Source organism: Bradyrhizobium centrolobii (genome assembly GCF_001641635.1).
Taxonomy (GTDB): Bacteria; Pseudomonadota; Alphaproteobacteria; order Rhizobiales; family Xanthobacteraceae; genus Bradyrhizobium; species Bradyrhizobium centrolobii.
On the sequence record NZ_LUUB01000059.1, the window covers coordinates 35597 to 58695 of the forward strand.

The window sequence follows — 23099 nt, forward strand, 5'->3', positions numbered from 1 at the left end:
CACGACCGCGCGGTCCAACAACAGGCCGAATCCAAAGAGCTGATCCGGATCGTGGAGGGCATCTATGGCAAGCTCAATGGTCGTTCGGAGGAGATAAAGAACGCGCGCCTTACCTCGCCAAGCCCCGATCTCCGCATCGAACTCCGAAACGGAGTGCCGGCTCCCGGAGAGTTCGCTTGGACCAGATGCCGGGTTTCGCTCGACAAGCATCTCTATGCCTCTATGCCCAGCGTATAGCGCGACAATCTGGGTGGGGAGCTTCCACCCAAATTGCCGCGCGGCATGCGGCGCTGTTCCGGTGACGGGGCGTGGGCGGCCCAAGCGAGCGCGCGGGCGTTCTTAACCTGCCCGTCGCCGTGTTCCTCGGCGAAGGCGACGAAGCCCCTGAGCAGGATATGCTGGATGCGGAACTTGAATCCCAGTAAGCGCTGCAGGGCTACGTATCTGGCAAGATCTTGGCTCAAGATCGCGCTTCTCCCGGCCACGGCTGCGCGATCTGCTGCAGCATGAGAATGTCGACCTTGGCGTAGTGCGCGGTCATATCAGGCGACCGATGTCGGAGCACAGTTCCGAGCATGTCGAGCGTGGCGCCGCCCCGCAGCATGGCAGTCGCCGCCCAGTGCCGGAGCAGATTGGTGCCCTTTGAGGGCGCGGCGATGCCGGCCCTGTTCGAGCGCTTGTCGGACAACACGCGACCGTTCATGCTCGTACACGCTGAGAACTTCGCGATTGAGCGAACGTAATCGCTAGTGAGTTCCAGTGAGGATCTGGACGCAGCCGATCACGACCTCGATCAGGATGAGCACGACCACGGCGACCTCCAGCCGAAGCGAGCGTTGCGTGTCGATAATATCCGTTAGCGCATTCCCAGTTTCGGAGATCGCCTTGAGCTTGCGCTCGAGCGTGTCGAGACGCTCCTGCAGCTCATATTCGTCCTCCAGACGCGAATAGAGACGGTCGAGCCCAGGCTTCTCCCAGAGTACGTCGGGCTTCTCCGCGACGGCGACCCGGCCTGCGACGCCCTGCTGCACCAACAGCACGTTACCAATCAGTTGCAGGATTCCCTTGCGTCGGCGCGGCGTGCGGCCGCGCTGGGCGAGCTCACGCGCAAAGGGCTCGATGACGTCAAAGACGGCGGCGACGCGGCGCTCGTCGCGGGTAAGCGCCGTGCTTTTGGCGATCGCGTCGGCGATCAGGAGCAGCCGGTCGTCGGAGAATTTGGCGATGCAGATTGGCCCGCCCGGCTGGATCGTCTCAGAGGTTTCGTCGTTGCAGAGCTGCGCCTGCACGGTCTCTTCCTCGTAGGGGCTGAATTCGCCGACCACGCGCGGCTTCAAGATGTCGATCAGAGCCTTCTCTTCGGAGGGCAAGAGGCCGATCAGCACCACGATGCCGTAGCGGAAGATCACGGCGAGTCCAGCATGGACGCGGAACGCGACGGGCGTTGATGACACCAGCGTTCCGATCTCCAGACCCGCGGCATTGATGCAGTCGCCCAGCATCAGAGCGCGAATCCGCAAACCCGGCGTGGGGTCCTGCCCGGGTAATGTTGCGGGCGTGCCCACAGAGAGTTGATCGGCGTTCACACGAAGATCCTGCTTGGACAGATGCAGATTACCGTTTGCTTGTTTGCTCGTCGAGAAGCGACGGCAGCACGCCGCAAGGGCCGCGATTTTTGCAGGGGTGTAGTCAGTCGCACTGTCCCGACAATCTTCGCGATAAAAGTCAATTACATTCGTCGGAGCGCGCACGCGAGGACACAGTCACTTCCATCGCGATGAGGTCGGCCTTCTGTCATCTTGGGCAAGTTGCACCTACTGTTCGTTCGGGAGCGCCGTTTAATGCTGCGATCATGTTCCGCTCGTGGTCAAGCGGTTCGACGTCGCATTGTCGCGGCTGAAGCCAATAACGAGCAAGTGACCGTCTCATGGTTGAGGCTAGCGCGTACACTTCGACCCAGCGAAGCATGTCAAGGATGAGCAGTTGGGCTGATGAGTCTCTATCCGCTTCTACTCGAGTTTCTGCCGCGCGAACATTGCGGACCAATCAAGCCCCTGCACGGGGCCGAAGAAGCCATGTCGCAGTTCGGTGCTTGGTTCCGTGGAAGACGTCAACGCCTTGTGGGCAAAGCCTGCGCGCTGCCTCTACGGCGTCCTCCAACTTCGAGTCCTGCGACGCAAAGGTCCATTTACCCGGCCGGGGCATGCGCAACAACCTACGGGAATTGATAGGCCGGCTTCCTCTTGGTTGCCAGGAAGGAGTGCCGGAAATCTTAGCGCAAACATTGGGCTGTGAAGGAAGTGGACCTTTACCGCGGTTTGCTCCGCAACGTCAGATCCCGTCGTCAGCACCCCATAGTCTTCCAAATTGCCGAACATGAGAGTATTGAACCAACCCTCGCATCAGCGGTGATGCCGTTCGTCGCAGGCGCACGTTCATGCAGAAGCCGGTGTCGGTGGAAGGCCATCGCCGGGCCATAGAGGACAGCTTCAAACCGCCAAAACGGGCTCGCAATAAATCCATTTGGATGTGCTCGTCGGAAACTGATTGCCTTTCCGTAAGCACCCGCCGGCTGCGCGGGCGTTACAGCGCCAGTCGGACTTAGGCGCGGACATACTACCAGACTTGATAGTCTCTTAGCTCTTCAAATATCAGCTAAGTTGAGCTGTTTCGGAAGGTACATGTCGTGCGCGCAAAGCGCGCCCGGGAGGGAAGACGAATCGATGCCGTTTGATTTCACCGCAGCGTCATACCTCTCTCAATGGTTGCCCCATTCGCTCAACTTGTGTCGCCCCTGCGATCGTGTCGCCTCGTCTTCCGTTGGCAATTGCCCCCCGCCTTCAAGCGCTCATCGCTTATCCGCGCGAGAACAGGTTCCTGCTAAATCACACTGTGCGATCCGTTCGCATGCGGAACGCGTCGCAATTCGAACCCGTTCCTTGGCTGATGCGCCCGCCGTTTGGGCACCTAATCTTCTCTCTTGCGTCAGATTGGCATGCCGAAGTTTTCGCGCGAGCCGGCGCTTATTTGATCGCGGTCAATGTGGGATACGACACAGTAATCGATCGTATATGCTAACTGGTGGTCTGGAATCCGCTCCGGCTTTGATCGGCCAAATTGAAGAGCATTCGCATGAACAACGTCATTTCCCTTGTAGTGCGTAGAGCGTCCCGTCCCGCAGCGTCGAACTGTTGGCTGGGACCACCGTCGAAGTCAAAAAGTTCCCTTATGACGTCACCCGTCGCGCCCGTGCCCGAAAGCTTCGTTGGTCGAAAAACGGCAGCCCGGAACGGCGAGCCAAGCGCAAGCAAATTATCGCGCGCGGCGGAGCTTCGACGCGTATGAGGATCGCTGAGCACCGGGAGGCGGCCGTTTTCCGCTTCGATGAGTATGTGAGCGCCTATTGTGTCGCGAAAACCGCTGGGGCGCCGCGAGCGCGGCTAGCGGAGCTGGATGAGGCGTCGACCGCCGCAAGCGCTGAGATGTTCAAGGCGGCCGCCTGATGCTGCTCGATCCCCGACGACCGCGAGAAGACTGGCGAAGCTGTCCGCTTACCTCCGCTGTCTGCGTGAGGTCGGTTCCGTGTATAATGCGAGCCCCTACCTCCCCGAAAGGTCAACGGCGAATTCTGGCTGCTCGCGTTCCTTCGCACGGTATTGAGCGCCAGCCGGCGCATAGGGCGGAAGGGCGATTTTCTGATCTTTGCGCGGTCCGTCAGGAACTACATGCAGCAGCAGGCGCACAGCGACCGATCGGTCGGCCAGATCATGGACGAGGTAATCAAGGTCTATCGGACCGAAAATTCAACTGAGAATGCAAAATGACTGATGACGGAGCGATTGATACTGGACCGGTAAAATCTATTGGTGGACCTCATATCCTGCTTGACCTTTGGGAAGCTAACCACCTTTACGATCCGTCCATCGCGGAAGACGCAATTCGAAAAGCTGTTCGCGCAGCGAAAGCGACGCTGATCCACCTTCATGTGCATAGGTTCTTCCCAAGTCATGGCGTTTCGGCAGTAGCGTTGCTGGCTGAATCGCACATGACCTTACATACTTGGCCTGAGAGCGGCTACGTGGCTGCTGATGTTTTTGTCTGTGGCAGCGGTGATGTAAAAAGTGCAGTCGCGGTTTTGATCGAGGCTTTCCAGCCTAAACGATCTGACGTCCGCAGTGTAAGAAGAGGTAACGGTCAGGCAGGTAGAGCTTACGACCAAAGCCCATAAGGGCTGCGCCGCGGCCAGACGTGGTCGCGGGAGGGGGATGCGATCGGTGGTCATGAACCGTCGACAGCGGGGGCACAACGCAGCAAGGGAGCCGATCAGTTCGGCTCGCCGGACCTCTCGCATCGGGCTACTGCCGCTCACACTCATAGTCCTTCACAGGCAGACATAGTTTCGCGCCAATCTCGTCAAGTCACTGCATCTGGATTTGTCGTCCGCACTGCACAGGGTCCGAATGATGAGTGAGAATTCTTCTTCGCATACGCACAGACCCGTGATGTCAACGCAAGACAATCAACATTCGACTTATCTTGCGTTCTCAGAAGACAGCGATAACTTCGATAGATACAACTATTGTCTGCGCCGCATCATTCATCTCAGCCATACGCCTTTTCAAGCTGTATGCGTTGCGGAGACTGCGAATTATGGCGTCACTCTTTTCTTGGACGGCATGATCCAAAGCGCTGCTTTGGATCAGGAACTGTATCACGAACTCTTGGTCCAACCCGCGATGCTCGCTCATCCAGCACCTAGGACTGTACTAGTTATCGGCGGGGGAGAAGGAGCGACCATTTGGCAGACGCTACGCCATAAGTCGGTCGAGACGGCAACGATGGTTGATCTCGACAGCGAGCTGATTAATATATGCCGGGAATATCTGAAAGACTGGCATCGAGGCGCCTTCGACGATCCCCGATGCAGGGTCGTTTTCTTGGATGGTAGAGAGTTCATCGTAAACGACCAAGACCTTTATGATGTCATTATCATCGATTTGAGCGATCTCGTTTCCGACAGCCCGGCGCTGGCTCTCTACACTCGGGAATTTTATCTGCGTATCAAAAGGCGGCTGAGGCCTGGCGGCGTTGTTGCCGTTCAGGCGCTGAGGTTTTCTTTTGCTGACGGCCGCGCTCATGCAATGCTGGCGCGAACGCTCAAGAGCGTCTTTGAGCAAGTTCATAGTTACAGCGCGTTGATTCCCTCATTCTTGCGAGGTTGGGGATTTCTCGTCGCATCTGACTGGTTCGACCCGAACCGACTATCCGCGTCGGCTATGAATTCGACAATCTCAAAACGCTTGGAGGTATCTCTCTCTCACTTAACCGGTGAATTCTTTAGGTCGTGTTGTACCCATTGCTCACAAGCGCAAAGGCTGCTTGCGTCGGACGGGCCTATCTTTGAAGATAATAAGATGGGCGATCTCGAAAAGATACTCACACAACTAGGTGAACACGTACCTCAAGCAAAGTAACAAAGCCCGACGCGCCCCCTCGACCAGTTTGTGAGAGGGCTATGTTGAGCCATATTTTTCTGCGTCGGACAATATCTGTTTCACGACACAAGATCCCGATTTGTCAATGCGATCATTTTCAAAGTTGGCGGCGTCCTGACTTCCTGACTTTAAAATCCACGCTGTGGTACAATTCCAACGATATGGCGGAGACACGTTGGCCGCGCGCTCGCGGGCGTGACGCCGCATCTGATGGTGACCGCCCCCTATGGCGCGAATTACGACCCGAACTAGCGCGAGCGCGTCTGTCGCAGCGACGGCACCTAGTTCAGCGCTGGCGCTCGCGGCCTCGTCCTCAACGACGATCGCGATGATTGGACCGAACCTGTGGGCTTACTGCAACAAGGATCCCGCCCTGTAAACAGGACCAGCGGACCAGCCGCTTACCAGCCGCGACCTCGGCTATTTTGGTTCCTTCAAGGCGGCGGAAAGCCTGGCTGCAGCACTCGGCGGCTAGGCAATCAAGGCGACGCTTGATGACATGAACACGCCAAACTCGGCTGTCGTTCTGGCGACCGCCGCTGACGGAAAAGCCGAAATTGCGGAACGCGCCCAAGAGGATCGGGTAGGAGGAAGCCTTGCGGCTTCCTCCTCCCACACCACCGTACGTACGGTCCCGTATACGGCGGTTCGTCAGGCACGATTGAGGTGGCGGTGCAGTCTGACGAGGGACGGCAGACCGAGTTGCGCGAAGAAGGCGGCGCGATAGGCATCGTTCATGTGGCTGGCCCCGGCATTCCACCAGGGGCCGTGGCCGTTGGAGGCCGACCGCCATGCCCGCTCCGGATCGAGCCCGCGTTGCATCAGGCGCTTGAGGCGTGTCCGTGGCCGCTTCCACTGGCGCCAAAGGACGCAGCGCAATTTGCGCCGCATCCAGCCGTCGAGTTCCTCGAACACCCCTTTGGCCTCCGCCAGCCGGAAGTATTGCAGCCAGCCGCGCAGGATGGGGGTTAAAGTTCTGACGGTCGATGCCAGGGTTCGTCCACGCCCTTGGCGCAACGCCATCCTCAGCTTGCTCCGCAACCGCTGCACACTCTTGGCCGCGACCCGCAGGCGCGGTTGTTTGTGGGCGGTCATGGTGTAACCGAGGAAGGTCCGTACCCAGGGATGGTCAACCGCGCTCTTCTCTGCGTTGACCTTGAGCCGCAGCCGCTCGATCAGGAATCGCGTGATCGACGCCATCACCCGCTCGCCGGCCCGCCGCGTCCGCACATAGATGTTGCAGTCGTCGGCATAGCGGCAGAAGGCGTGGCCTCGTCGCTCGAGCTCCTTGTCCAGATCGTCGAGCAGGATGTTCGACAGCAGCGGTGACAGAGGACCGCCTTGCGGCGTGCCCTCGTTCCGTGCCGTCGTAATCCCACCCGTCATCAATCCAGCCTGCAGGTAGCGGCGGATCAGCCGCAACACCCGTGGGTCCGCAACCCGGCGCGCCACCCGTGCCATCAGCACGTCATGGTTCACCCGGTCGAAAGACTACTCGACAGACTGCCCACCACCGCGCTCATCATCTCGACGACTATCCCGATCAGGTAACCATCGTTCGGTCGCGCCATCCCTTTGAGGGATCTGCGCTTAATGTGCTTGGCTGGTGTCATCGACGCGGCGAACTTCATCTGACGCTTGTACTGCCCGATGGTACCCGTGCCCTTGTACCGGCCGCGTGGACAGATCTGCCTATCGCACAACATTTACCGCGTGCAAGCCCGCAATGCGCTCGAGCGGCATTCCTGGCTTCCCACGCCGAGCTGCTGCACGCCCGGACGATCGTCGACGCTTTGCTGCGGCAATTGGATGCCGCGCATACTGTCCTGCCACCGGAATCGGAGGACAGCTATGCAGCAGCTAAGCTTTCTCGACCCACCACCTCAGCGCGGGGCCGTACCCGTATGGGAGGCCCTCGATAAAGAGCAGCGCGCACATCTCGTGCTGCGACTCGCCCGACTAATCGCCCGAGCAATCGCCACTGCCGGAGATCACAACGATGAACGAACTGAGCAAGATCACCGCTGAGCACCTACGCCGATGCGCAATCGTCTACGTGCGTCAGTCCAGTACGACGCAGGTCGAGCATAATCGCGAGTCCACTGCCCGTCAGTACGAGTTAGCCGAACGCGCCGCGCGGCTTGGTTGGCGACGCGATCAGGTGAAGGTCATCGATGAGGACCTCGGTATTTCCGGTTCCGGCCTTTCCGAGCGCACCGGCTTCGCGCGGATGACCGCGGAGGTCGGCCTCGGCCAGGTGGGCATCGTGCTCGGCTTGGAAGTCTCGCGACTAGCGCGCAATAATGCTGATTGGTACCGTCTGCTCGATCTATGTGGCCTGACCCACACGCTCATCGGTGATGGAGATGGGATTTATCATCCGGGCTTGTTCAATGACCGCCTGGTGCTCGGGCTCAAAGGTACGATGTCAGAGGCAGAGCTGCATGTGCTGCGTGCGCGGCTGTTCGGTGGCATCCGCAACAAGGCCGCACGCGGAGAACTGCACCGCGGGCTGCCGGTGGGTCTGGTACGGGGCGACGCCGACGGGGAGGTGCTGTTGCATCCTGACGAGTCGGTGCAAGCCGCGATCCATGCTGTCTTCGACCGCTTTGCCGAATTCGGCTCGGCACGACGCGTGTGGCTGTGGTTCCGCTCGCAAGGCCTGCGCTTTCCGCTGCACTCCAACAGCCTTGTCGATCTCCGCTGGGTCGCCCCCACTTACACAAAGATCCACCAGGTCCTCACCAACCCGTTCTATGCCGGCGTTTATGTGTATGGCCGCACCCAGCAGACATGCTATCTCGATGCGGGCGGTCGAATCCGAAAGCGCATCAGACAACGCGACCGCGAGCAGTGGCCGGTGTTCATTCGTGACCATCATGCCGGATACATCGATTGGAATACCTTCGAGGCGAACCAGAAGCGCCTGGCGCAGAACATCCGTCCTCGACCGCACCAGAGCGGGGGTGCCGTGAGAGAAGGCGCAGCACTCCTGCAAGGCCTCGCCGTATGCGGACACTGCGGTCGGCGCCTGGCCGTACACTACAGCGGCCGGTTCTCGGCGCCCGGATATCACTGCGCCGGCAAGAACATCGTCAACGGCCGGGGCGAGTACTGCCTCAACATCGGCGGTGTGCAGATCGATGCGGCTGTCGCCGAAGCGTTCCTTGCGGCTCTCGCGCCCGCAGGCCTGGAAGCCTCGCTCCAGGCGATCGAGCAATTCGACGCCGATCACGAGACGACTCTCGCGCAGTTCCGTCGCGACGTCGAGCGTGCGCGCTACAACGCGCAGCGCGCCGAGCGACGCTATCGCGCCGTGGACCCGGAGAATAGACTCGTCGCGCGTGGACTCGAAGCAGAATGGGAAAGCGCTCTGCTGGAACTGAAGACTGCCGAATCCGAACTCTCGGACCGCGAACATGCCCGACCGCGCTCGCTTACGCACGAAGAACGCGACGCGATCCTTGCACTCGGTAAAGACCTCAAGCGCATCTGGTTCGCTCCCACGACGAGCGATCGCGATCGCAAGGAGTTGCTCCGCACGCTGCTCGACGATGTCACCTTGAGAGTCGAGCGCGATAAATACAACGCTCACCTGACGCTGCGTTGGCGCGGCGGTCTCTTCAGTGAAGTTAATGTCCCATTGCCGCACTCGCATCCATCGCCGATCCGCACCGCCGACGATACGATCGATCTGCTGCGGCGACTGGCTGCACATTATCCCGACACCAAGATCGCCGGCATCCTCAATCGCCAAGGCCGTACAACGGCCACAGGACTGTCGTTTACGGCAAATCGTGTGTCGAGCCTGCGGACGCACTGGGAGATCCCGTGCTTCCAGCCGAGACAGCAAGTGCAGGACGGCGAGTGCATGACGATCGAGAAAGCAGCACGCGCTCTCGGGATCGCACCCTCTACTTTGCATCGCTGCCTCAACGATGGCTTCATTGCCGGAGAGCAGATCACACCTGGCGCGCCGTGGCGCATCCGTATCAATGACGAGTTGCGGTCGCGCTTTGTGGAGAGCGCGCCCGAAGGTTACGTGAAGATGTTCAAGGCCATGAATCTACTCGGCGTCTCGCGGCAAACCATCTTGCGACGTGTAAAGCGCGGCGAGCTTAAGGCCGTTCACGTCTATCGCGGACGGGCAAAAGGCATACGAATTCAAGTACCTGCAGTTGCTCCGGACCTCTTCGACCCTCTCAAAAAAACTGAAGGTGTAGTATGACGCAACATCCAAGAACTTCTCCAGATCGAGGTCGACGACGAAGCGCCGACCCTCGGCCACGTGCGCCCGCGCGGCAAGTACCGCATCGTGCGCGCTGCGCCCCGGACGGAAGCCGTACGAAGCCTTGGAGAAGCCTAGATCGAACAGCGGCATCAGCACCTGATGCATCGCCTGCTGGATCAGCCGGTCCATCACCGTCGGGATGCCCAGTTGGCGCATCCCTCCGCCGGGCTTGGGGATTTCCACCCCGCGCACCGGCTGCGGCCAGTAGCGGCCTTCCAGCAGTTCTTCCCTGATGCGCGGCCAATGCTCCTTCAGATACGGCTGCAACTGCTCCACGGTCATCCGATCGATGCCCGCGGCGCCCTTGTTCGCCATGACCCGATGGTAGGCCGCCATCATGTTATCTCGGCTGACGATCTTCTCCATCAGCCGCACTTCCATCTCCGGAAGGAAGGTTGCGGTCTTGCCGTGGTGTTTGATGCACCCGTCTCCTGCTCTGGCGGCTTCCGGCCGCTGCCCTCGGAGCGGGCATGACGCATCTCAGCATCATCGTCTGCATCTGCTATCACCATCGACAGACCGGCCTCCTCCGGTACTCGACGTTCGGCCCTTCGCCGGCTTGGTGCTGCCGGCTACTACAGCCTCTGCTGACTTCTGCCGCCCCGTCCCGACGTCTTGCGACGCCGGTAGCACACCCGTTGCCAGGGGCAGGACGACAGACCTCCCAGGGTTAGTCGCGTGACCTTCGTGCCATATACCTGTCGCATCTACGGCCGCACCCTCCGGGTGACATCGGGCTTCGGGAATTTGTGCTCCCTCGCCCGGATGCGGACGCCTCTTATGCGCTGGCTGTTCGTCAGGCCGGCACTTTGCTTACAGCTTCCTTCAGACCCCGCCTCACGACGACGCCCTTGCTGTTCGGCTAACGGTTCCCATCACCAGGGTCCGTAGAGGACTCTCACCTCCAAGTCATCGGCCAGACACCACTCCGGCCAAATCGCGCCAGTCACGGCGCTCCGCGCCATGCCTGGCGCACACAAAGAAAGGCCCCGAACGAGTTCGGATCCTTGATATTAGGCGGCTTCTGCTATGAGCCTCTTCGCCGCTTGAGTTAGAAGGCCCGATCTAGTGAAGCCGTGCGCTTCAGCGTACTTGTCGATTTGATCCAGAACGTCCTCAGGAAGAGTGACATTCACGCGTATAGCCTTTGGCTGTTCGGTTTTGACCGACACCAAAATAGCTACCCCCGTCCGGTTATCAGCATCGGCCATAACGTCCTCTAGAGCAGAGGGCTCCGGAATGGCTTCTCCATCTTCAGCAAGACCCTCGATATGAAGGGTGAGGGCTTCCTCTGCCATAGCACGAGCGTCATCAAGGCTTTTGCCAGCAGTGATCACTCCGGGGAAGTCTGGAAATGCGACGCCGAAATCGCTGTCGGCATCCTTATGGATAAGACCAATATAGTTACGCATGGCTCTTACCTCAGTTTGAGACCTGACTGCTTTTCGATACTCTTAAGTGTCCCGATCGGGACATCCCGTTCGGGGTGCGGAACAGTTACGCGGCCCTTTTTGGATGGATGTTTGAATTGCACATGGCTGCCTTTCCGGGCCACCTCAAACCATCCATCCCCTTGAAGGGCCGAGATAATTTCCCGGCTTTTCATGGTGTGTACTTATACACACCCTATGTACATTGTCAACATAAAGTTGACCTAGCGGTTCCGACCTCAGGACCGAAAATTCTAACGATAGCAGCCGCCTATCCAGCGACTGAAGTCCCTCTCAGCTAGACGATACGTCAGACGCTTGCCAACCGCGCCCCTGACGGCAAGGTCTGCACCTTCCCCGTCCGCCGGAGCGACCGAGGCTGCTCGAACACGACAGCGCCACTTCAATAGTTGTCGAGTCGCTTGTCCGCATTCAACTTGTCATGGGACGAGCCGAAGACGGCAGGACGGGTCATCGTAACGCCGCCGAAGCTCGCTGTGACCTGGCCCGATGCCAGTTGTCCGTTCGAGTCCATTGCGGCGACGACGGAGTAGATTCGGTGGTTTTTCTCGGAACGCCACGTCTGCTGGACGACACCGGTGGTCCAGACTTCGACCTCCGGCCCGTACGAGCGGTAGGTGCAAGAGCAGTCGCCGTCCACCATCGTGGCGGTCGCCGACATCTTGAACTTGCCGACGTCGAAGCCCATTATCGCGGAAAACCGGGCTAGCCTGTATGCGAGAGCCAGATTTCCGTCTCCGTCGAACTTCAACGTCGTCACCGTGTCGTCACGGCCATCGGGCTTACCGTTGACGATGTGAAGCGGTCCGGCCCAAATCATCTGGTCGGTCTTATGGGTTTTTCGATCGAACCAAGCCTGCGCCACCGGCCAGGACGCGTCGACCAAGGCGCCTGCCACTCGCTTGCCGACGGTCGACGCGGCGCCCGCGATCAAACCGCCGATAATGGGCTTGGAGAGCTTGCCGCGATCCTCAGGTACGAAATCCTCGACCCGAGCGCCCACGGTCGAAAGCTTTTGCCCCACAGCCGCGCGACCGCCGACCGAGAAACCTTCGCTCAGGGGGATTGCCGTGACCGCCAGCAGGCCAAAGAGAGCGGCGACGGTGGTCGCAGCCCGAAGGCGGCGCCTTGGGGCCGGCTGCTCGAGCACCAGTGAAGCTTCGGCGACGTTGAGCGCGGATGTGGTCATCAGAAGGATCCAGAGTTGGGTCGAAATCTAATACTCAGCGGAGCGGTATGACCGGGCGCCGCCGAAAGACCATGCATCGGCTCTTGAGCCGACGGCCCCGGTCCGACCGAACTCAACAGTCGGCCTTAATCTCAGTGACCACGTTCGCCTCCTCGACCGCTTGACCTACAACGTTCCAAAAACATTGGGCGCGGGCAGACGGGGATCAATCCTGACAGTCCGATAGATTTTTTAATTGGTCTCAAGCCTGCTCCTCTTGAAATCGGTCAGCCGTCTACCAAAGGCCGCTCACGGCGCGGTGGAGAAAGCGCGCTCTGAAGCAACTGCAGCGAAGTTCGGGAGGCGAGCTCGAACCGTACGGCGGGGCCGTGACGGGATTGCAGGTATGGGAATATCTCGCCGGGCCTTGGAAGCTTGCCGTTCGCCTAGCGACGTTCAGGCGCTTGGCTTGTCTGGTGGGAAGCCGAACATCACGGCCGGCCCCGCGAAGCCGGCGGCGTCGTGCACCTGCTCGAAGAACGCGAGCAGCGCGCTTTCGAGGCCCGCTTCGTCAGCGAGGTCCTGACGCATGACGATCTTCTCCTTCCGGATCGGAAGCATTCGCTCCTGATCGACTGCGAGTGCGACGTCCGTCGTTCCGACAAGCCCCATCTCCACCTTGCGCGGAAACTTCAGGCTCAGGTGCTGGACGGCGAACGCGACCGCCGCATGGGTCTTCTCGAAGATCGCTTCGAGGTTTATACGGCGGGAATGAAGCGGGTTGGCACCCACTCGGGCCGGCCGCCGCGCTCGCGCACGATCATGGTGTTGCTGGCGAGCCAGAGCTCGCCGTTCTGAAACCAGCTGCGTGGCCCAGCGCAGCGGCGCCCGACCGCACCGGTACCGTTCGACAGTCATTCCGTCGACGCCAACCTCTTCGAGGCGAGGTCGGTAGAGTTGAGCCGACTGAACGGCTCTTGAATAGCACAACCGGTGTCGGTACGCGGCCAGTTTCGGCAACCACCCAATATTGAGGGCAAGAGCACGCGTGAGGACGATGAAACGTGTGGCGAGGAAAGGCGCCCTGACACTCTGCGAGGCACCCCGTATAAAATTTCAGGATATACGTCTGCGCAAGAGGGGACGAAATTCTCTCTGACGAATCGCTGCCTGCCCTCGCAATGATCTTGGCCAGTAACTCCGCGGAGGAACAGCCCACGTGACGACCCTATTCGGATCGTCACGCGACTGATCTTAAGTTATTTGCGATTCTTCGTGTTCGAGAGCTTTTCGACTGCCTCGCCCCTCAACGCTTCGCCCCCTGCGGCTGCCAGTTTCGACTTATCGCCGCTTGCGAAAGTGAAAGTGTCCGCGCCGGCGCTGACGCCATTCCATGCCACAGGCTCGGCGAGCGAAAGTAGCCAAAGCCCCTGAAAGCCCGAGGCATTGTTGAGCTGTCCGGTCCACACGGTCGTCGAGCCACAGCCTGCGAAGTTGACCGCGAAGCTGATGGCTGTGCCGCTACTGGTCTGTGCAAGCCACCCTGTCATCGTCTGAGGCGCGCCTTGGTCGCAGCTGTTCGCCGCCTTGTTCGTATAGGTCCCGGAAATTGCGCCGGTGCTCTGATTGTAGCTGTTGACCGTCAGGGTTGAGCCGTATTGGTTCGTCCAGGTCCAGAAGGTTTGGGCATCTGCCGTCGCTGCCAATAGCAGCCACAGGCAGGCCGATAGCATCCAATGCGTCCATTTCCAATTTGCGTGAGACATTGCCAACTCCATGTCGCTCCAGAAGGGTAGCGATTTGCCTATAGCGCCAATTTTGGAGCGTTGCAATTTATACGTGCGTAAACTGCTATCACTTCTAGTAGTTGATTATTTTTCCTCATTCGCTTGGCGATCTATTTGCCTTTGCAGAACTCGGCGAAGCGTGGCTGGCGCAATTTTCCTTCTGAGAGACTTACCGTGACGGCGCGTCGCGCCTGGGAGACAACAGCTGCAGCTCAGGGCATCATTGTCTCCCGAGGTCTGATGTACGAACCGAGCCACTAAGTCCTAGCCATGGACCGCACTCGACTGGCCTGAGCCGCAGATTTCGGCACAAGCAAAGGGCGGGCCAGCGGACGATCCAAAACGATGAGATTGGGAACCGCCACAAGCTCTGCTCTTTCCAATAGATCCCTTCTCGCGACGGATCGTATCGTGACGCGTTCCGCTGGTGCGCCAACAACCCGCGACGCTATGTCGGCGCGTCTCAAGGCCGAAACTATCGTCGTCTGCGGGCGTCAAACCTGCGAACATAAGCGGATGACGTAGCCTTTGCGTCGTTTTCGCCTCCGTTGCGCAGGAGTCCAGCAGGCCGCATCAACATAACAATCTGAGCCGGCCATCGGAATCGTATTCGCTGACCCTAACGGCTGGTCCGAGTGAAGCCGACGCGCCTGTCGGCGCTCGACCAGCGAGAACGACCATGTCTGTGCTCGGATCAGCGGGTTCAAGCCTCATCGCAGACCCACCGGAACAGCCAAAGCTTCGCTTTACGGCTCTTTAGACGCACCGAGCGCACCTCAAAGCAAGCGCATCGGCAGCATCGCGGTATGCCGGCATAGATCTCACGAAGGTTGCGCGAGTGCCTATGGCGCAGATGTCGAATGTTGATCCGAAACCGCCAAGAACATCGGGCCTGCCGCCCGCCTGCTCGAAGCTTTGCGCCTCAGCTACGCAAAGCCCATGGCGCGCAGCCACGTATCGACTTGTCCAAATGCGTCCTGCCGCCACTGCCGGGCCGTGTATCTCAGATCCGGGTGCCTTCCACAACTCGACATACGCCAGCCCAAAGCCGTCGAGTTGCCTCGAATTCTTGCCGATGCAGTTGCACTTGAGCGCCCCCTTTCGCCCGCGAGCTCGTGGCGGCTCCTGAGGGTGCACTCGTTAATGTTGAAGCATCCTTCTGTTTAGAACAGGGCATGCCCTTCATCGGACGGAGTTGAGCAAACTTCGATTGCGACTTTGTTCGTGCCGGCCCGTCCGCGGACCGTCTATTCCCAAGGCGCCGAAAGAAGCGAGCGACGAGAACTGCACGCATCCGTCTTCTGGCGGAAGTTGGCTATGGCGGTGTTTTTGAGGATCTCGGGAGCACCCACCGGGATGACGCAGGTGGACAGCATTCGGAAGACTGGCCGTTCGTAGCTGTGTCCGGGCAACCCGCTGCCAGCCCCGCCGTATTACCCGCCACTTTCCTTGTCGTTTGACAATGGGTCATACCTAGTATACCTAATGGACCAGCCTGTGAGCTGAGAGACCAGGGATGGAAAATTATAGGACCGGGAGAAGGGCTGTATTGGCAGATGCGCTATCTCTCGCGCTTGCGGCAGCGGTTCACCACCAGAGCGCGGCCGAGGCACTCGCCGATCGCGTTCGGAACAACGCTACTATCACCGTCGGCATCTATAACGTCGCGCCATGGGGATATAAGAACGAAGACGGCTCCATATCCGGAATCCACCCTGACTTGCTCAGAGCCGTTCTTGGGTCACTTGGAATCAGCAACATTGAATTCGCAATTGTCGAATTTCCTGCGTTGATCCCCAGTCTCGTGTCCAGGCGTATTGACATCGTCGCAACTGGCATGGCGATCACGCCCGTACGATGCCAGCAGGTCATATTCACCGAACCCGATCTCGCTATTGGCGATGCGCTTGTCGTTCTTCCGGGCAATCCGAAAAACCTTCACAGCTACACCGATATTGCCAATAACCCTGACCTGCGCATTGGAGGCGCCCGCGGGACCACCAACGTTGAAAACGCCTTCAAGGCAGGCATCCCAAGAGAAAGGATCCTTCAATTTGACGGCGGCAAATCGATCATTGCGGCGCTATTCGCCGGTCGGATTGACGCCATCGCTTGGTCTGTTCCCACTGCGATCAACGCGCTCAAGGACCCCGCCGTCCAAGGTAAGGTCGAGCGTGCTCTTCCATTCAAAGGCGTCGTTGAAAACGGCCGCGAGTCAGCCTTTTACACCGCCATGGTGTTCAGGCCGGAAGATAAAGAGCTGCGCGACCGATACAATGAAAGTTTTGCAACCCTGAAGTCTACGGGAACGATTAAGCAGATCATGGCCAAGTACGACTTCACCGACACGGAGTTGGTCCCTGCTGGACTCACGGCTAAGGACCTATGCGGTGACAATTATCGGTAGAGATAGCTCCGTTCATCCCATCGGCTCGCCAGCCGGGCCTTGGTGCGACCGGCAAATTCTCTACCAAATATCCGTGCTGCAGCTCATCGATTGGCATAGCTCGGATATGCTCGACGACTGACCTTTAGGCGGGAGAGCCTGCAACCGCCGGCGAGGCGCACCAGCACTCGGCTCTCACATTGTGAGTTGCTGAGCGCGACTAAAGACAGCGCTCGCTTCAAGCACATGGGCTACGCAACGAACATAAGTGTCCGAGATCGACAGACACGTGAACGGGAGCGGGACTGGTGAGCTTTTTCGCAATACTTCGATCAATCTACGAGGGCTTTGGCATAACCGCGGCTGTGGCCACCCTCGGGCTCTTATTTGCCATACCATTCGCGGTGATTGCGGGCGTTCTGCAGCATTTTGCGACCGGACCATTACGCTGGATTGTCACCGCCGTAATTGAGTTTTGGCGAAGCTCATCCGTCATCGTCCTTCTCTACGCCTTTTACTACACGCTGCCTGCTTTCGGTATCTTTCTTTCGGGTATCACTGTCGGAGCCATGGTGCTCGGGTTCAACATTGGCGGATATGGTAGCCAGTCGGTACGCGCCGCGCTCCAGTCGCTCAATAAGGGCCAGCGAGAAGCCGGTCTGGCCCTTGGACTAAGTCGCTTCGACGTACTTCGCTTGATCGAACTGCCTCAGGCGATTACCGCGATGTTTCCGACCTTCATCAATCAGGCCATCCAGCTCATCAAGGGCACCACTCTGGTCTCCCTTATTGCGCTGACCGACATGACATTCCGCGCGAAGCAGATTTCCGAGCTTGGGTATAATCCCGTCGGTATCTACTCAGCTTTGGCTCTTTCGTACCTGATCCTTTGCTACCCGGTCACTATCTTCGGTCGCCACGTCGAACGGCGATTTGCCACTCGAAAGGCCCGCTAATGAATTTCAATTTTTCTTTCGCAATCGAGATCGTTCCCCGGGTGCTTGAAGGGATCGGCAATACGGTGATGATCGCGATCATCAGCTTCATTGGAGCAGCTGCTCTTGGGCTGTTCTGGGAATTGCTTCGACGATCTCACGCCACTGTCCGGCCGGTGGTCCAATTCGTCATTGACGCGATTCGATCGACGCCTGCGCTTGTGCAGATATATTTTCTTTTCTTTGTGCTCCCCTATTACGGTGTGACGCTCCCGGCTCTCCTCGTCGGTTCGTTCGGACTAAGCTTCTATTACTCTGGGTACATGTCCGAAGTATTCAAGGCAGGAATCGATGCCGTCCCTGCCGGGCAAAGCGAAGCGGCTCAGAGCCTTGGGCTCAGCTGGGCTGACATGATCAGGTTCGTTATTCTTCCACAAATGCTGCGGAACGTCGCTGCGCCGCTCGGCGCCTATTCGATTTCGATCTTGAAATCGACACCGTTGCTGGCTGTCATTTCCGTGCCGGAATTGCTCGGAAGCGCGCTGGACGTTGCATCCGATACATATCGCTACGCCGAACCCATGTTCGACGTTGGTGTCCTTTTCCTAGCGATGTCCCTGGTTGCGGTGGCCGGCATTACTCAGCTCGAGCGCCGGCTCGGACTGACAGCTCCCTCTCACTAAAGTCTTGGAGAAACAGATGGCTCTTCAAACGAACTCCTGTTCGGGCAATGCTGCCGTAACGATGGAGCAGCTTTGCAAGTGGTATGGATCGTTCCAGGTTCTTCACAATGTGGATTTGTCCGTTGCGGTTGGAGAGCGGATCGTCGTTTGCGGCCCATCCGGGTCCGGGAAGTCGACACTCGTCCGATGCATCAACCAATTAGAGACACACGAAAAGGGCCGCCTTATCGTGAACGGTGTAGAGCTGTACAAGGGAATGAAGGGCTTGGCCGAGCTGCGGCGCGATGTTGGGATGGTGTTTCAGCAATTCAACCTGTTTCCACACCTGACGGTGTTGGATAACTGCACACTGGCGCTCGTTCGGGCACGAAAGCTGGCCAGAGACCAGGCCGAGGAAATTGCGATGGAGAACCTCAAGAAAGTCCGCATTCCTGAGCAGGCTCATAAGTTCCCGACGCAGCTCTCGGGCGGCCAGCAGCAGCGTGTCGCCATCGCGCGAGCATTGTGCATGAAGCCAAAGCTTATGCTGTTTGATGAGCCTACATCGGCGCTGGATCCAGAGATGATCAAAGAGGTCCTTGATGTTATGACCGAGCTCGCGAGGGACGGTATGACAATGATTTGTGTGACCCACGAAATGGGGTTCGCGCGTGAGGTTGCCGACCGGATTATCTTTATGGACTCAGGCAGAATCATCGAGCAAGCCGCGCCCTCCAAGTTCTTCAAGAACCCCGAACATCCCCGGGCGCAGCAATTCCTCGGTCAGATGCTGCACTGAACCTCAAGCTACTGGTTAGAACGCAAGCTCCGTCATGGCGAGGCTCAGGCGCAAATTGTAGGGCCGGCAGTCGCAGTGCATGACCCCGCTCCTCGAGCAGATTGAGCTGTCGAGCTTGAGCGCCGAAGCAGTAGCGGGCGATGACAAGATCGACGCGGCTCGGGCCACGCCCCTTCGCGACACGCGCTATTGCCGAGTCCCCTAAGGGCTTTCACAGGCCTATGCTGCGCAAGCGCCTGGCTACGCACTAACCCGCTTGATCCTCGCTGTTGAGACATCTCGATCCAGACCAGCTTACAAGGTCACGGGAATCGCCGCTCTATAGTCGACCGCCGATCAGCTGCCGTCAAAATGGCACTCTGCTCGTTTCGGGATGCGGCTCAGTCGGATACCGGACGTCTGCGGCTTTCGTCGAATGCTGAGGTTGTCAGGCGCGATGCTTTGAAGAACCGACGCTAGAAGCGCCTGGACGCGAGGCGCGTCCATTGCGCGCCGGGAAGCTGACAGAACACGAAAGTCGGTCGAAGGGAGCTTGGAGGACACCATAGATCGAGATGTCCGCAGTGTCCGTGCTGAACTTGTAAAAGCGTCGAAGAATTGGGTATCCAGTCGGAATACCAAATACGTCTTCGACCTGGCCAGTGGCCGGAGCGGCGTCAATGATGAGATCTGTATTTGTCACAAGGATATTGTGACGGCGCAGCGCTTCAGTGACCAACCGCTCGGAAAACTCATCGACGATCTCATCGGCGACGTCTGCCGACAGATATGTCGAGTCGTATAAGAATGGCATATCATCGATAAATATGGTCTTGCGGACGCATAGCATTGCTTCCCTCGGAGGACTGAAGGTAAGCATAACGGGATCTGCAATCTTCTCACGGGTAACCGAAAGTAATTGCATTGTGGTCCCCTCAAAAGAGGGCGCCGTCATATCCAGCTTGCGCAGAATCCTGGTCTGCTTTTTGACGTAGGTACCTTTTCCAGCAACTGAGACAATCATGCCGGCAGCTTGAAGATCGCGAAGAGCCCGTTTGATCGTAATGAGGCTGACTCCGAATTCCTCCCCAAGCATCGCGGTGGAGGGAATCGGAGCATCCGGCTGATATGTCCCATTGGAAATGCGCTTGAGAATTTCCTCACGCACTGTGACGTGGAGCGACGAGGTTGGGCGCAGACGAGAGGGTGCTACCGACATTTCGATTCAATCTCGCTCTGGCCGAAAGGCCCTGTATTCCGATTGGCGCCAAGGGACATTCGCCCTGATAACCTCGATCGCACATCCAGGCGCCCTGACGCGAACGGGCATGTCTCGCGATCCAGCCATGGCATACCTAGTATGCTTGCCATCACATGTCAACTTTCGTGCCTCAAACCGCGCCATATTGGCCGAAGATGGGGCAGGTTCCCGATCTCGGCTCATTCGAGATGAAGGCGAACCGGCTTGCTTCGCCTCGCACACGACAGGAGCGAAGAGGCGCCGCACGGTCCTTAAACCGCAACTGCAACGTCCCTCATTGTCCTGCGTGGTCTCGAAATCGGGCGCGGTCGTCCTGGACTATCAAGCCGCCTCTCCCATCACCGACATTAGGCCGAAGAGAGCATCGCCGGTGTGAGTTAAGGTCGGAAAGCGGCGGTAAGCAACCAGACCTGAGGCCGAGAATTTTAGTTCGACCGGTTCGGCAACGGCACTACTCAGTGGATAGACACGGCCGGCCGGCTGGTTCGTCTTCACCTCATCGCCGGGCTTGACGAACGGCTCGAACAGGCCATCGCAAGGCGCGTAGATGGAGTTGTGCGGGCTTTGATACTTGAGGATCACGGAAGAGCCTGCCTCGATCGCACCCACGGCTGGAACGATTCCATAATCGTGCAGAACCCTCCTCAGACCGCGCTCTGCGATCCCGAGACCACGTTCTGAGAGAGTGGCCCCAAGACCCAACTCCGTTGTGAGGGCTGGAATTCCGTGTTGCTCAGCGGCGGCGTAGAGAGTTGATCCGGCGCCTGCCCCTGCCCCATCCGTGATCGCTCCATACGGCGCACCAAAGCATTTTAGAAGTCGCAAGATCGCGGCGGCCTCAGTGTCATTTCGACCGGGCCTTGCCAGCGCAACTGGCAAATAGTCGAGCGAGCGGCCTCCCGAATGAAGATCGATAACCAGATCTGCCAAAGGAAACAGTTCTGACGTCACATAATGGGCGATCATTGCGGTTGGCCCACTATCCGCATCGCCCGGAAACGCACGGTTCAGGTTACCCTCATCCAGCGGCGAATTGCGGCGGCCGGCGCTGACGGCGGGCCAATTTAGAGCAGGCAGGATGATGACACGACCGCGCAGATTTGCACAGGATGACAATTCCCGGGCAAGGTTACGCAATGCAATTTGCCCCTCGTACTCGTCGCCGTGCGTTCCTGCGGTCAAGAGGGCCGTTGGTCTGTTGCCGCCGTTGAAACAGAGTATGGGAACCGGTATCCAGCCGTAAGCGGATGTGTCCGACGAATAGGGGACGCGAGCATAGTCGGCCTGCATTCCGATGGCCGAGAAATCGATCTTACTCCAGACGCGGCTCTTCATTAGGTACCCTGATTAGTAGATAATCAAATTACGTCGGTCTCACGTCTGAGAAGGCCATCGGCAACGATGTTTGCTTTTGCTGCACGAATGCCGCTCCCGAGCCCGGCCGGGTACTTTCACAGATCGACGATGGGTAACCGCTCAGGTGCGATGTCGCTGAGAAATTCAGGACCGGTTGTTGTAACTCGGAAGACTTCTTCGGTCTGGTATACCCCTCCGGCCATCTCAAGCTTGGGCTCGAGATGTAAGACCATGTCTTCCAGAATGATCTCGCTCGATCCGGCCATCAGTGATGGCGGCTCAGTCAAGGCAATACCTGAGCCGTGGCCGACACGGCCCGCCGCTGTGAGGCGAGACAGGTTGCGTTCTGACCAGAGCTCCTCAAAAAGGTGATAGACCTTTTCGCCTGTCATGCCTGGCCTTATTTTTTCCGCCAATCGGAGCGTCACGCTTCTAACGAACCCATAGAGGTCTTCCTGCTCAGGCGTTGCTTTACCGACCTTGGCAACCCGATCCAGATCACTGATCTGATCAGCACGGCGGGCGCCCATGTCGACCCAGATGAAATTGCCGTGAGCAAGACGGAAATCATAGTTCGGTTGCGCGTAGCTCTTTCCTGCGGGATCGAAGCGGACGGGAAGCCAGTCGACGCTATCGGCTCCCAATCCAATCATTCGCTGCTTGAGCAGCTGGCCGAATTCATATTCATTCATGCCGATGCGCAGATCGGCGAGGCCAGCGAAGAAGCTCTCCGTTGCAATACGGCAAACCTCGCGCTTGGTATCCAGTTCGTGCCGGCTCTTGATGAGCCGCTGCCGCCAGATCAAGTCGGCCTGGTCCGAAAGGCGGAAGTTGTGCGGCGCGGCCCTCAAGTAGTCGATCAGTGCGATTGACCCGCGCCCGAACATGTCGAGCCCATAGTCAAATCCAACGGCAGCGCCGGCTGGTAGATCACTCAGAAACGCGCCTGTCGCGGATACGGCAACGTCTGTATAGCCATGATAGTAGAGCGGCTGAACATGGCGGTTCGGCCACGCTTGCGCGTTGCGCTCCTCCGAGCTGTTGATGACGATCGCGATCCCGGCGCGGTCACGTCGCGCGATCGCCAACAACGGCCTGGTGTCCGAGGTCCAGAACAGCGTCCTGAACCCGGAGTAATATTCGAAATTCTGGCGCGACGTCAGAACCATGGCATCGATGCGTGCGTCTGCCATGTTGGCGCGCAAGCGCTCAATGCGCTCTCCGATCTCCGCTTCACCTGGCCATAGGGGAGGCATCGCCATGTTTTTCTCCATCGCCCAATTGCATTTCCATGAGGCAGACTTCGCAGCACTGAACGGACGGTGTCGCCGTTCCGGCGAGATGCTCGGAAGTGCCGACGCCGCCCGCATCCTCGCAACGCACCTTCACATACCTCATATACCTACTATGTCAACATGATATTGACATACCGGATATACCCGGTGTATCAGATTTATGGTGGTCGCGGACTAACCAGGAACGCAGCTGTAGGTTGGAAGCGCGCCTTCAGCGGGCGAAATCCGTAAGCT

General features: G+C 58.6%; 21 protein-coding genes and 1 pseudogene. 8 read left to right on the plus strand and 14 right to left on the minus strand.

Annotated elements, in window-relative coordinates:
• Positions 1 to 212 precede the first annotated feature (212 nt).
• From AYJ54_RS18485 to AYJ54_RS18495, 3 genes are read right to left on the minus strand one after another with little or no spacing between them, the layout of a single operon-like run.
• Positions 213 to 464, minus strand: a complete 252-nt coding sequence (locus AYJ54_RS18485; protein WP_136623786.1) for a hypothetical protein — start codon at positions 462 to 464, stop codon at positions 213 to 215.
• The gene (locus AYJ54_RS18490) at positions 461 to 703 is read right to left on the minus strand and encodes a site-specific integrase (RefSeq protein ID WP_063700868.1); all 243 of its coding nucleotides are present in this window, start codon (positions 701 to 703) and stop codon (positions 461 to 463) included. The genes AYJ54_RS18485 and AYJ54_RS18490 overlap by 4 nt, the downstream gene beginning before the upstream one ends.
• A 43-nt stretch (positions 704 to 746) precedes the next feature.
• Positions 747 to 1586 carry an RMD1 family protein gene (locus AYJ54_RS18495; RefSeq protein ID WP_063681771.1) on the minus strand — a complete coding sequence of 280 codons (840 nt, stop codon included), beginning with the start codon at positions 1584 to 1586 and terminating at the stop codon, positions 747 to 749.
• A 1605-nt stretch (positions 1587 to 3191) separates the two neighbouring features.
• Between AYJ54_RS18495 and AYJ54_RS49455 the strand changes: the two genes are divergently transcribed.
• From AYJ54_RS49455 to AYJ54_RS47390, 3 genes are all read left to right on the plus strand, one after another.
• Positions 3192 to 3503: a hypothetical protein gene (locus AYJ54_RS49455; RefSeq protein ID WP_136623787.1), complete on the plus strand. Its 312-nt coding sequence runs from the start codon at positions 3192 to 3194 to the stop codon at positions 3501 to 3503.
• A 317-nt stretch (positions 3504 to 3820) separates the two neighbouring features.
• Entirely contained in the window at positions 3821 to 4228 is a 408-nt protein-coding gene (gene speD / locus AYJ54_RS47385; RefSeq protein ID WP_082905723.1) for an adenosylmethionine decarboxylase, read from the plus strand.
• A 235-nt stretch (positions 4229 to 4463) separates the two neighbouring features.
• A complete protein-coding gene (locus tag AYJ54_RS47390; protein WP_161491878.1) occupies positions 4464 to 5474 on the plus strand; it encodes a spermine/spermidine synthase domain-containing protein in 1011 nt (336 codons plus the stop codon).
• Between the two features lie 672 nt (positions 5475 to 6146).
• On the opposite strand, the gene AYJ54_RS18510 is transcribed toward AYJ54_RS47390, so the two are convergent.
• Complete coding sequence (locus tag AYJ54_RS18510) at positions 6147 to 6974, minus strand: group II intron maturase-specific domain-containing protein (protein WP_245329066.1); 828 nt, start codon at positions 6972 to 6974, stop codon at positions 6147 to 6149.
• Positions 6971 to 7126, minus strand: a complete 156-nt coding sequence (locus AYJ54_RS51325; protein ID WP_201724214.1) for a hypothetical protein — start codon at positions 7124 to 7126, stop codon at positions 6971 to 6973. Before AYJ54_RS51325 ends, AYJ54_RS18510 begins: the two co-directional genes overlap by 4 nt.
• Before the next feature lie 368 nt (positions 7127 to 7494).
• On the opposite strand from AYJ54_RS51325, the gene AYJ54_RS53705 reads away from it, so the two are divergent.
• On the plus strand, positions 7495 to 9723 hold the full coding sequence (locus AYJ54_RS53705) for a recombinase family protein (protein ID WP_063700875.1): 2229 nt from the start codon (positions 7495 to 7497) through the stop codon (positions 9721 to 9723).
• Positions 9724 to 9795: 72 nt separating this feature from the next.
• Here AYJ54_RS53705 and AYJ54_RS53710 read toward each other — a convergent pair.
• The 6 genes and pseudogenes from AYJ54_RS53710 to AYJ54_RS18545 all read right to left on the minus strand — a co-directional run.
• Positions 9796 to 10167, minus strand: a pseudogene (locus AYJ54_RS53710) (group II intron reverse transcriptase/maturase); the annotation flags it as partial.
• 632 nt (positions 10168 to 10799) lie between these two features.
• A complete protein-coding gene (locus tag AYJ54_RS18530; protein ID WP_063700879.1) occupies positions 10800 to 11198 on the minus strand; it encodes a type II toxin-antitoxin system HicB family antitoxin in 399 nt (132 codons plus the stop codon).
• Positions 11199 to 11203: 5 nt separating this feature from the next.
• Entirely contained in the window at positions 11204 to 11392 is a 189-nt protein-coding gene (locus tag AYJ54_RS47400) for a type II toxin-antitoxin system HicA family toxin (RefSeq protein ID WP_082905725.1), read from the minus strand.
• A gap of 227 nt (positions 11393 to 11619) precedes the next feature.
• A complete protein-coding gene (locus AYJ54_RS18535) occupies positions 11620 to 12426 on the minus strand; it encodes a hypothetical protein (protein ID WP_063700880.1) in 807 nt (268 codons plus the stop codon).
• A gap of 435 nt (positions 12427 to 12861) precedes the next feature.
• The gene (locus AYJ54_RS18540; RefSeq protein WP_136623789.1) at positions 12862 to 13323 is read right to left on the minus strand and encodes a hypothetical protein; all 462 of its coding nucleotides are present in this window, start codon (positions 13321 to 13323) and stop codon (positions 12862 to 12864) included.
• A 341-nt stretch (positions 13324 to 13664) separates the two neighbouring features.
• Positions 13665 to 14171: an avidin/streptavidin family protein gene (locus AYJ54_RS18545; RefSeq protein WP_063700961.1), complete on the minus strand. Its 507-nt coding sequence runs from the start codon at positions 14169 to 14171 to the stop codon at positions 13665 to 13667.
• A gap of 1570 nt (positions 14172 to 15741) precedes the next feature.
• Between AYJ54_RS18545 and ehuB the strand changes: the two genes are divergently transcribed.
• The 4 genes from ehuB (at position 15742) to AYJ54_RS18565 (ending at position 18974) form a co-directional block, all read left to right on the plus strand.
• Positions 15742 to 16599, plus strand: coding sequence for an ectoine/hydroxyectoine ABC transporter substrate-binding protein EhuB (gene ehuB, locus AYJ54_RS18550; protein ID WP_201724215.1), 858 nt, complete (start codon positions 15742 to 15744; stop codon positions 16597 to 16599).
• A gap of 287 nt (positions 16600 to 16886) precedes the next feature.
• Positions 16887 to 17534 (plus strand): amino acid ABC transporter permease, encoded by a 648-nt coding sequence (locus AYJ54_RS18555; RefSeq protein WP_063700884.1) that lies wholly within the window; start codon positions 16887 to 16889, stop codon positions 17532 to 17534.
• Positions 17534 to 18196 carry an ectoine/hydroxyectoine ABC transporter permease subunit EhuD gene (ehuD, locus tag AYJ54_RS18560; protein WP_063700885.1) on the plus strand — a complete coding sequence of 221 codons (663 nt, stop codon included), beginning with the start codon at positions 17534 to 17536 and terminating at the stop codon, positions 18194 to 18196. Before AYJ54_RS18555 ends, ehuD begins: the two co-directional genes overlap by 1 nt.
• Positions 18197 to 18212: 16 nt before the next feature.
• On the plus strand, positions 18213 to 18974 hold the full coding sequence (locus AYJ54_RS18565) for an amino acid ABC transporter ATP-binding protein (protein WP_063700886.1): 762 nt from the start codon (positions 18213 to 18215) through the stop codon (positions 18972 to 18974).
• 427 nt (positions 18975 to 19401) lie between these two features.
• Here the strand turns inward: AYJ54_RS18565 and AYJ54_RS18570 are convergent, their stop codons facing one another.
• From AYJ54_RS18570 to AYJ54_RS18580, 3 genes are all read right to left on the minus strand, one after another.
• A complete protein-coding gene (locus tag AYJ54_RS18570; RefSeq protein ID WP_201724216.1) occupies positions 19402 to 20121 on the minus strand; it encodes a GntR family transcriptional regulator in 720 nt (239 codons plus the stop codon).
• Positions 20122 to 20535: 414 nt separating this feature from the next.
• On the minus strand, positions 20536 to 21549 hold the full coding sequence (locus tag AYJ54_RS18575; protein ID WP_063700889.1) for a succinylglutamate desuccinylase/aspartoacylase family protein: 1014 nt from the start codon (positions 21547 to 21549) through the stop codon (positions 20536 to 20538).
• A gap of 116 nt (positions 21550 to 21665) precedes the next feature.
• Positions 21666 to 22832 carry a M24 family metallopeptidase gene (locus AYJ54_RS18580; protein ID WP_201724217.1) on the minus strand — a complete coding sequence of 389 codons (1167 nt, stop codon included), beginning with the start codon at positions 22830 to 22832 and terminating at the stop codon, positions 21666 to 21668.
• Positions 22833 to 23099: the final 267 nt, after the last annotated feature.

Excerpts from the sequence above, each read along its gene's own strand:
- speD (WP_082905723.1), top strand. The coding sequence starts at position 3,821 with ATGACTGATGACGGAGCGATTGATACTGGACCGGTAAAATCTATTGGT.
- AYJ54_RS47390 (WP_161491878.1), top strand. The coding sequence starts at position 4,464 with ATGAGTGAGAATTCTTCTTCGCATACGCACAGACCCGTGATGTCAACG.
- AYJ54_RS18530 (WP_063700879.1), bottom strand. The coding sequence starts at position 11,198 with ATGCGTAACTATATTGGTCTTATCCATAAGGATGCCGACAGCGATTTC.
- AYJ54_RS53705 (WP_063700875.1), top strand. The coding sequence starts at position 7,495 with ATGAACGAACTGAGCAAGATCACCGCTGAGCACCTACGCCGATGCGCA.
- ehuD (WP_063700885.1), top strand. The coding sequence starts at position 17,534 with ATGAATTTCAATTTTTCTTTCGCAATCGAGATCGTTCCCCGGGTGCTT.
- AYJ54_RS18565 (WP_063700886.1), top strand. The coding sequence starts at position 18,213 with ATGGCTCTTCAAACGAACTCCTGTTCGGGCAATGCTGCCGTAACGATG.
- AYJ54_RS18580 (WP_201724217.1), bottom strand. The coding sequence starts at position 22,832 with ATGGCGATGCCTCCCCTATGGCCAGGTGAAGCGGAGATCGGAGAGCGC.
- AYJ54_RS18540 (WP_136623789.1), bottom strand. The coding sequence starts at position 13,323 with ATGACTGTCGAACGGTACCGGTGCGGTCGGGCGCCGCTGCGCTGGGCC.
- AYJ54_RS18535 (WP_063700880.1), bottom strand. The coding sequence starts at position 12,426 with ATGACCACATCCGCGCTCAACGTCGCCGAAGCTTCACTGGTGCTCGAG.
- AYJ54_RS51325 (WP_201724214.1), bottom strand. The coding sequence starts at position 7,126 with ATGAAGTTCGCCGCGTCGATGACACCAGCCAAGCACATTAAGCGCAGA.
- AYJ54_RS18545 (WP_063700961.1), bottom strand. The coding sequence starts at position 14,171 with ATGTCTCACGCAAATTGGAAATGGACGCATTGGATGCTATCGGCCTGC.
- AYJ54_RS18575 (WP_063700889.1), bottom strand. The coding sequence starts at position 21,549 with ATGAAGAGCCGCGTCTGGAGTAAGATCGATTTCTCGGCCATCGGAATG.
- AYJ54_RS18490 (WP_063700868.1), bottom strand. The coding sequence starts at position 703 with ATGAACGGTCGCGTGTTGTCCGACAAGCGCTCGAACAGGGCCGGCATC.
- AYJ54_RS47400 (WP_082905725.1), bottom strand. The coding sequence starts at position 11,392 with ATGAAAAGCCGGGAAATTATCTCGGCCCTTCAAGGGGATGGATGGTTT.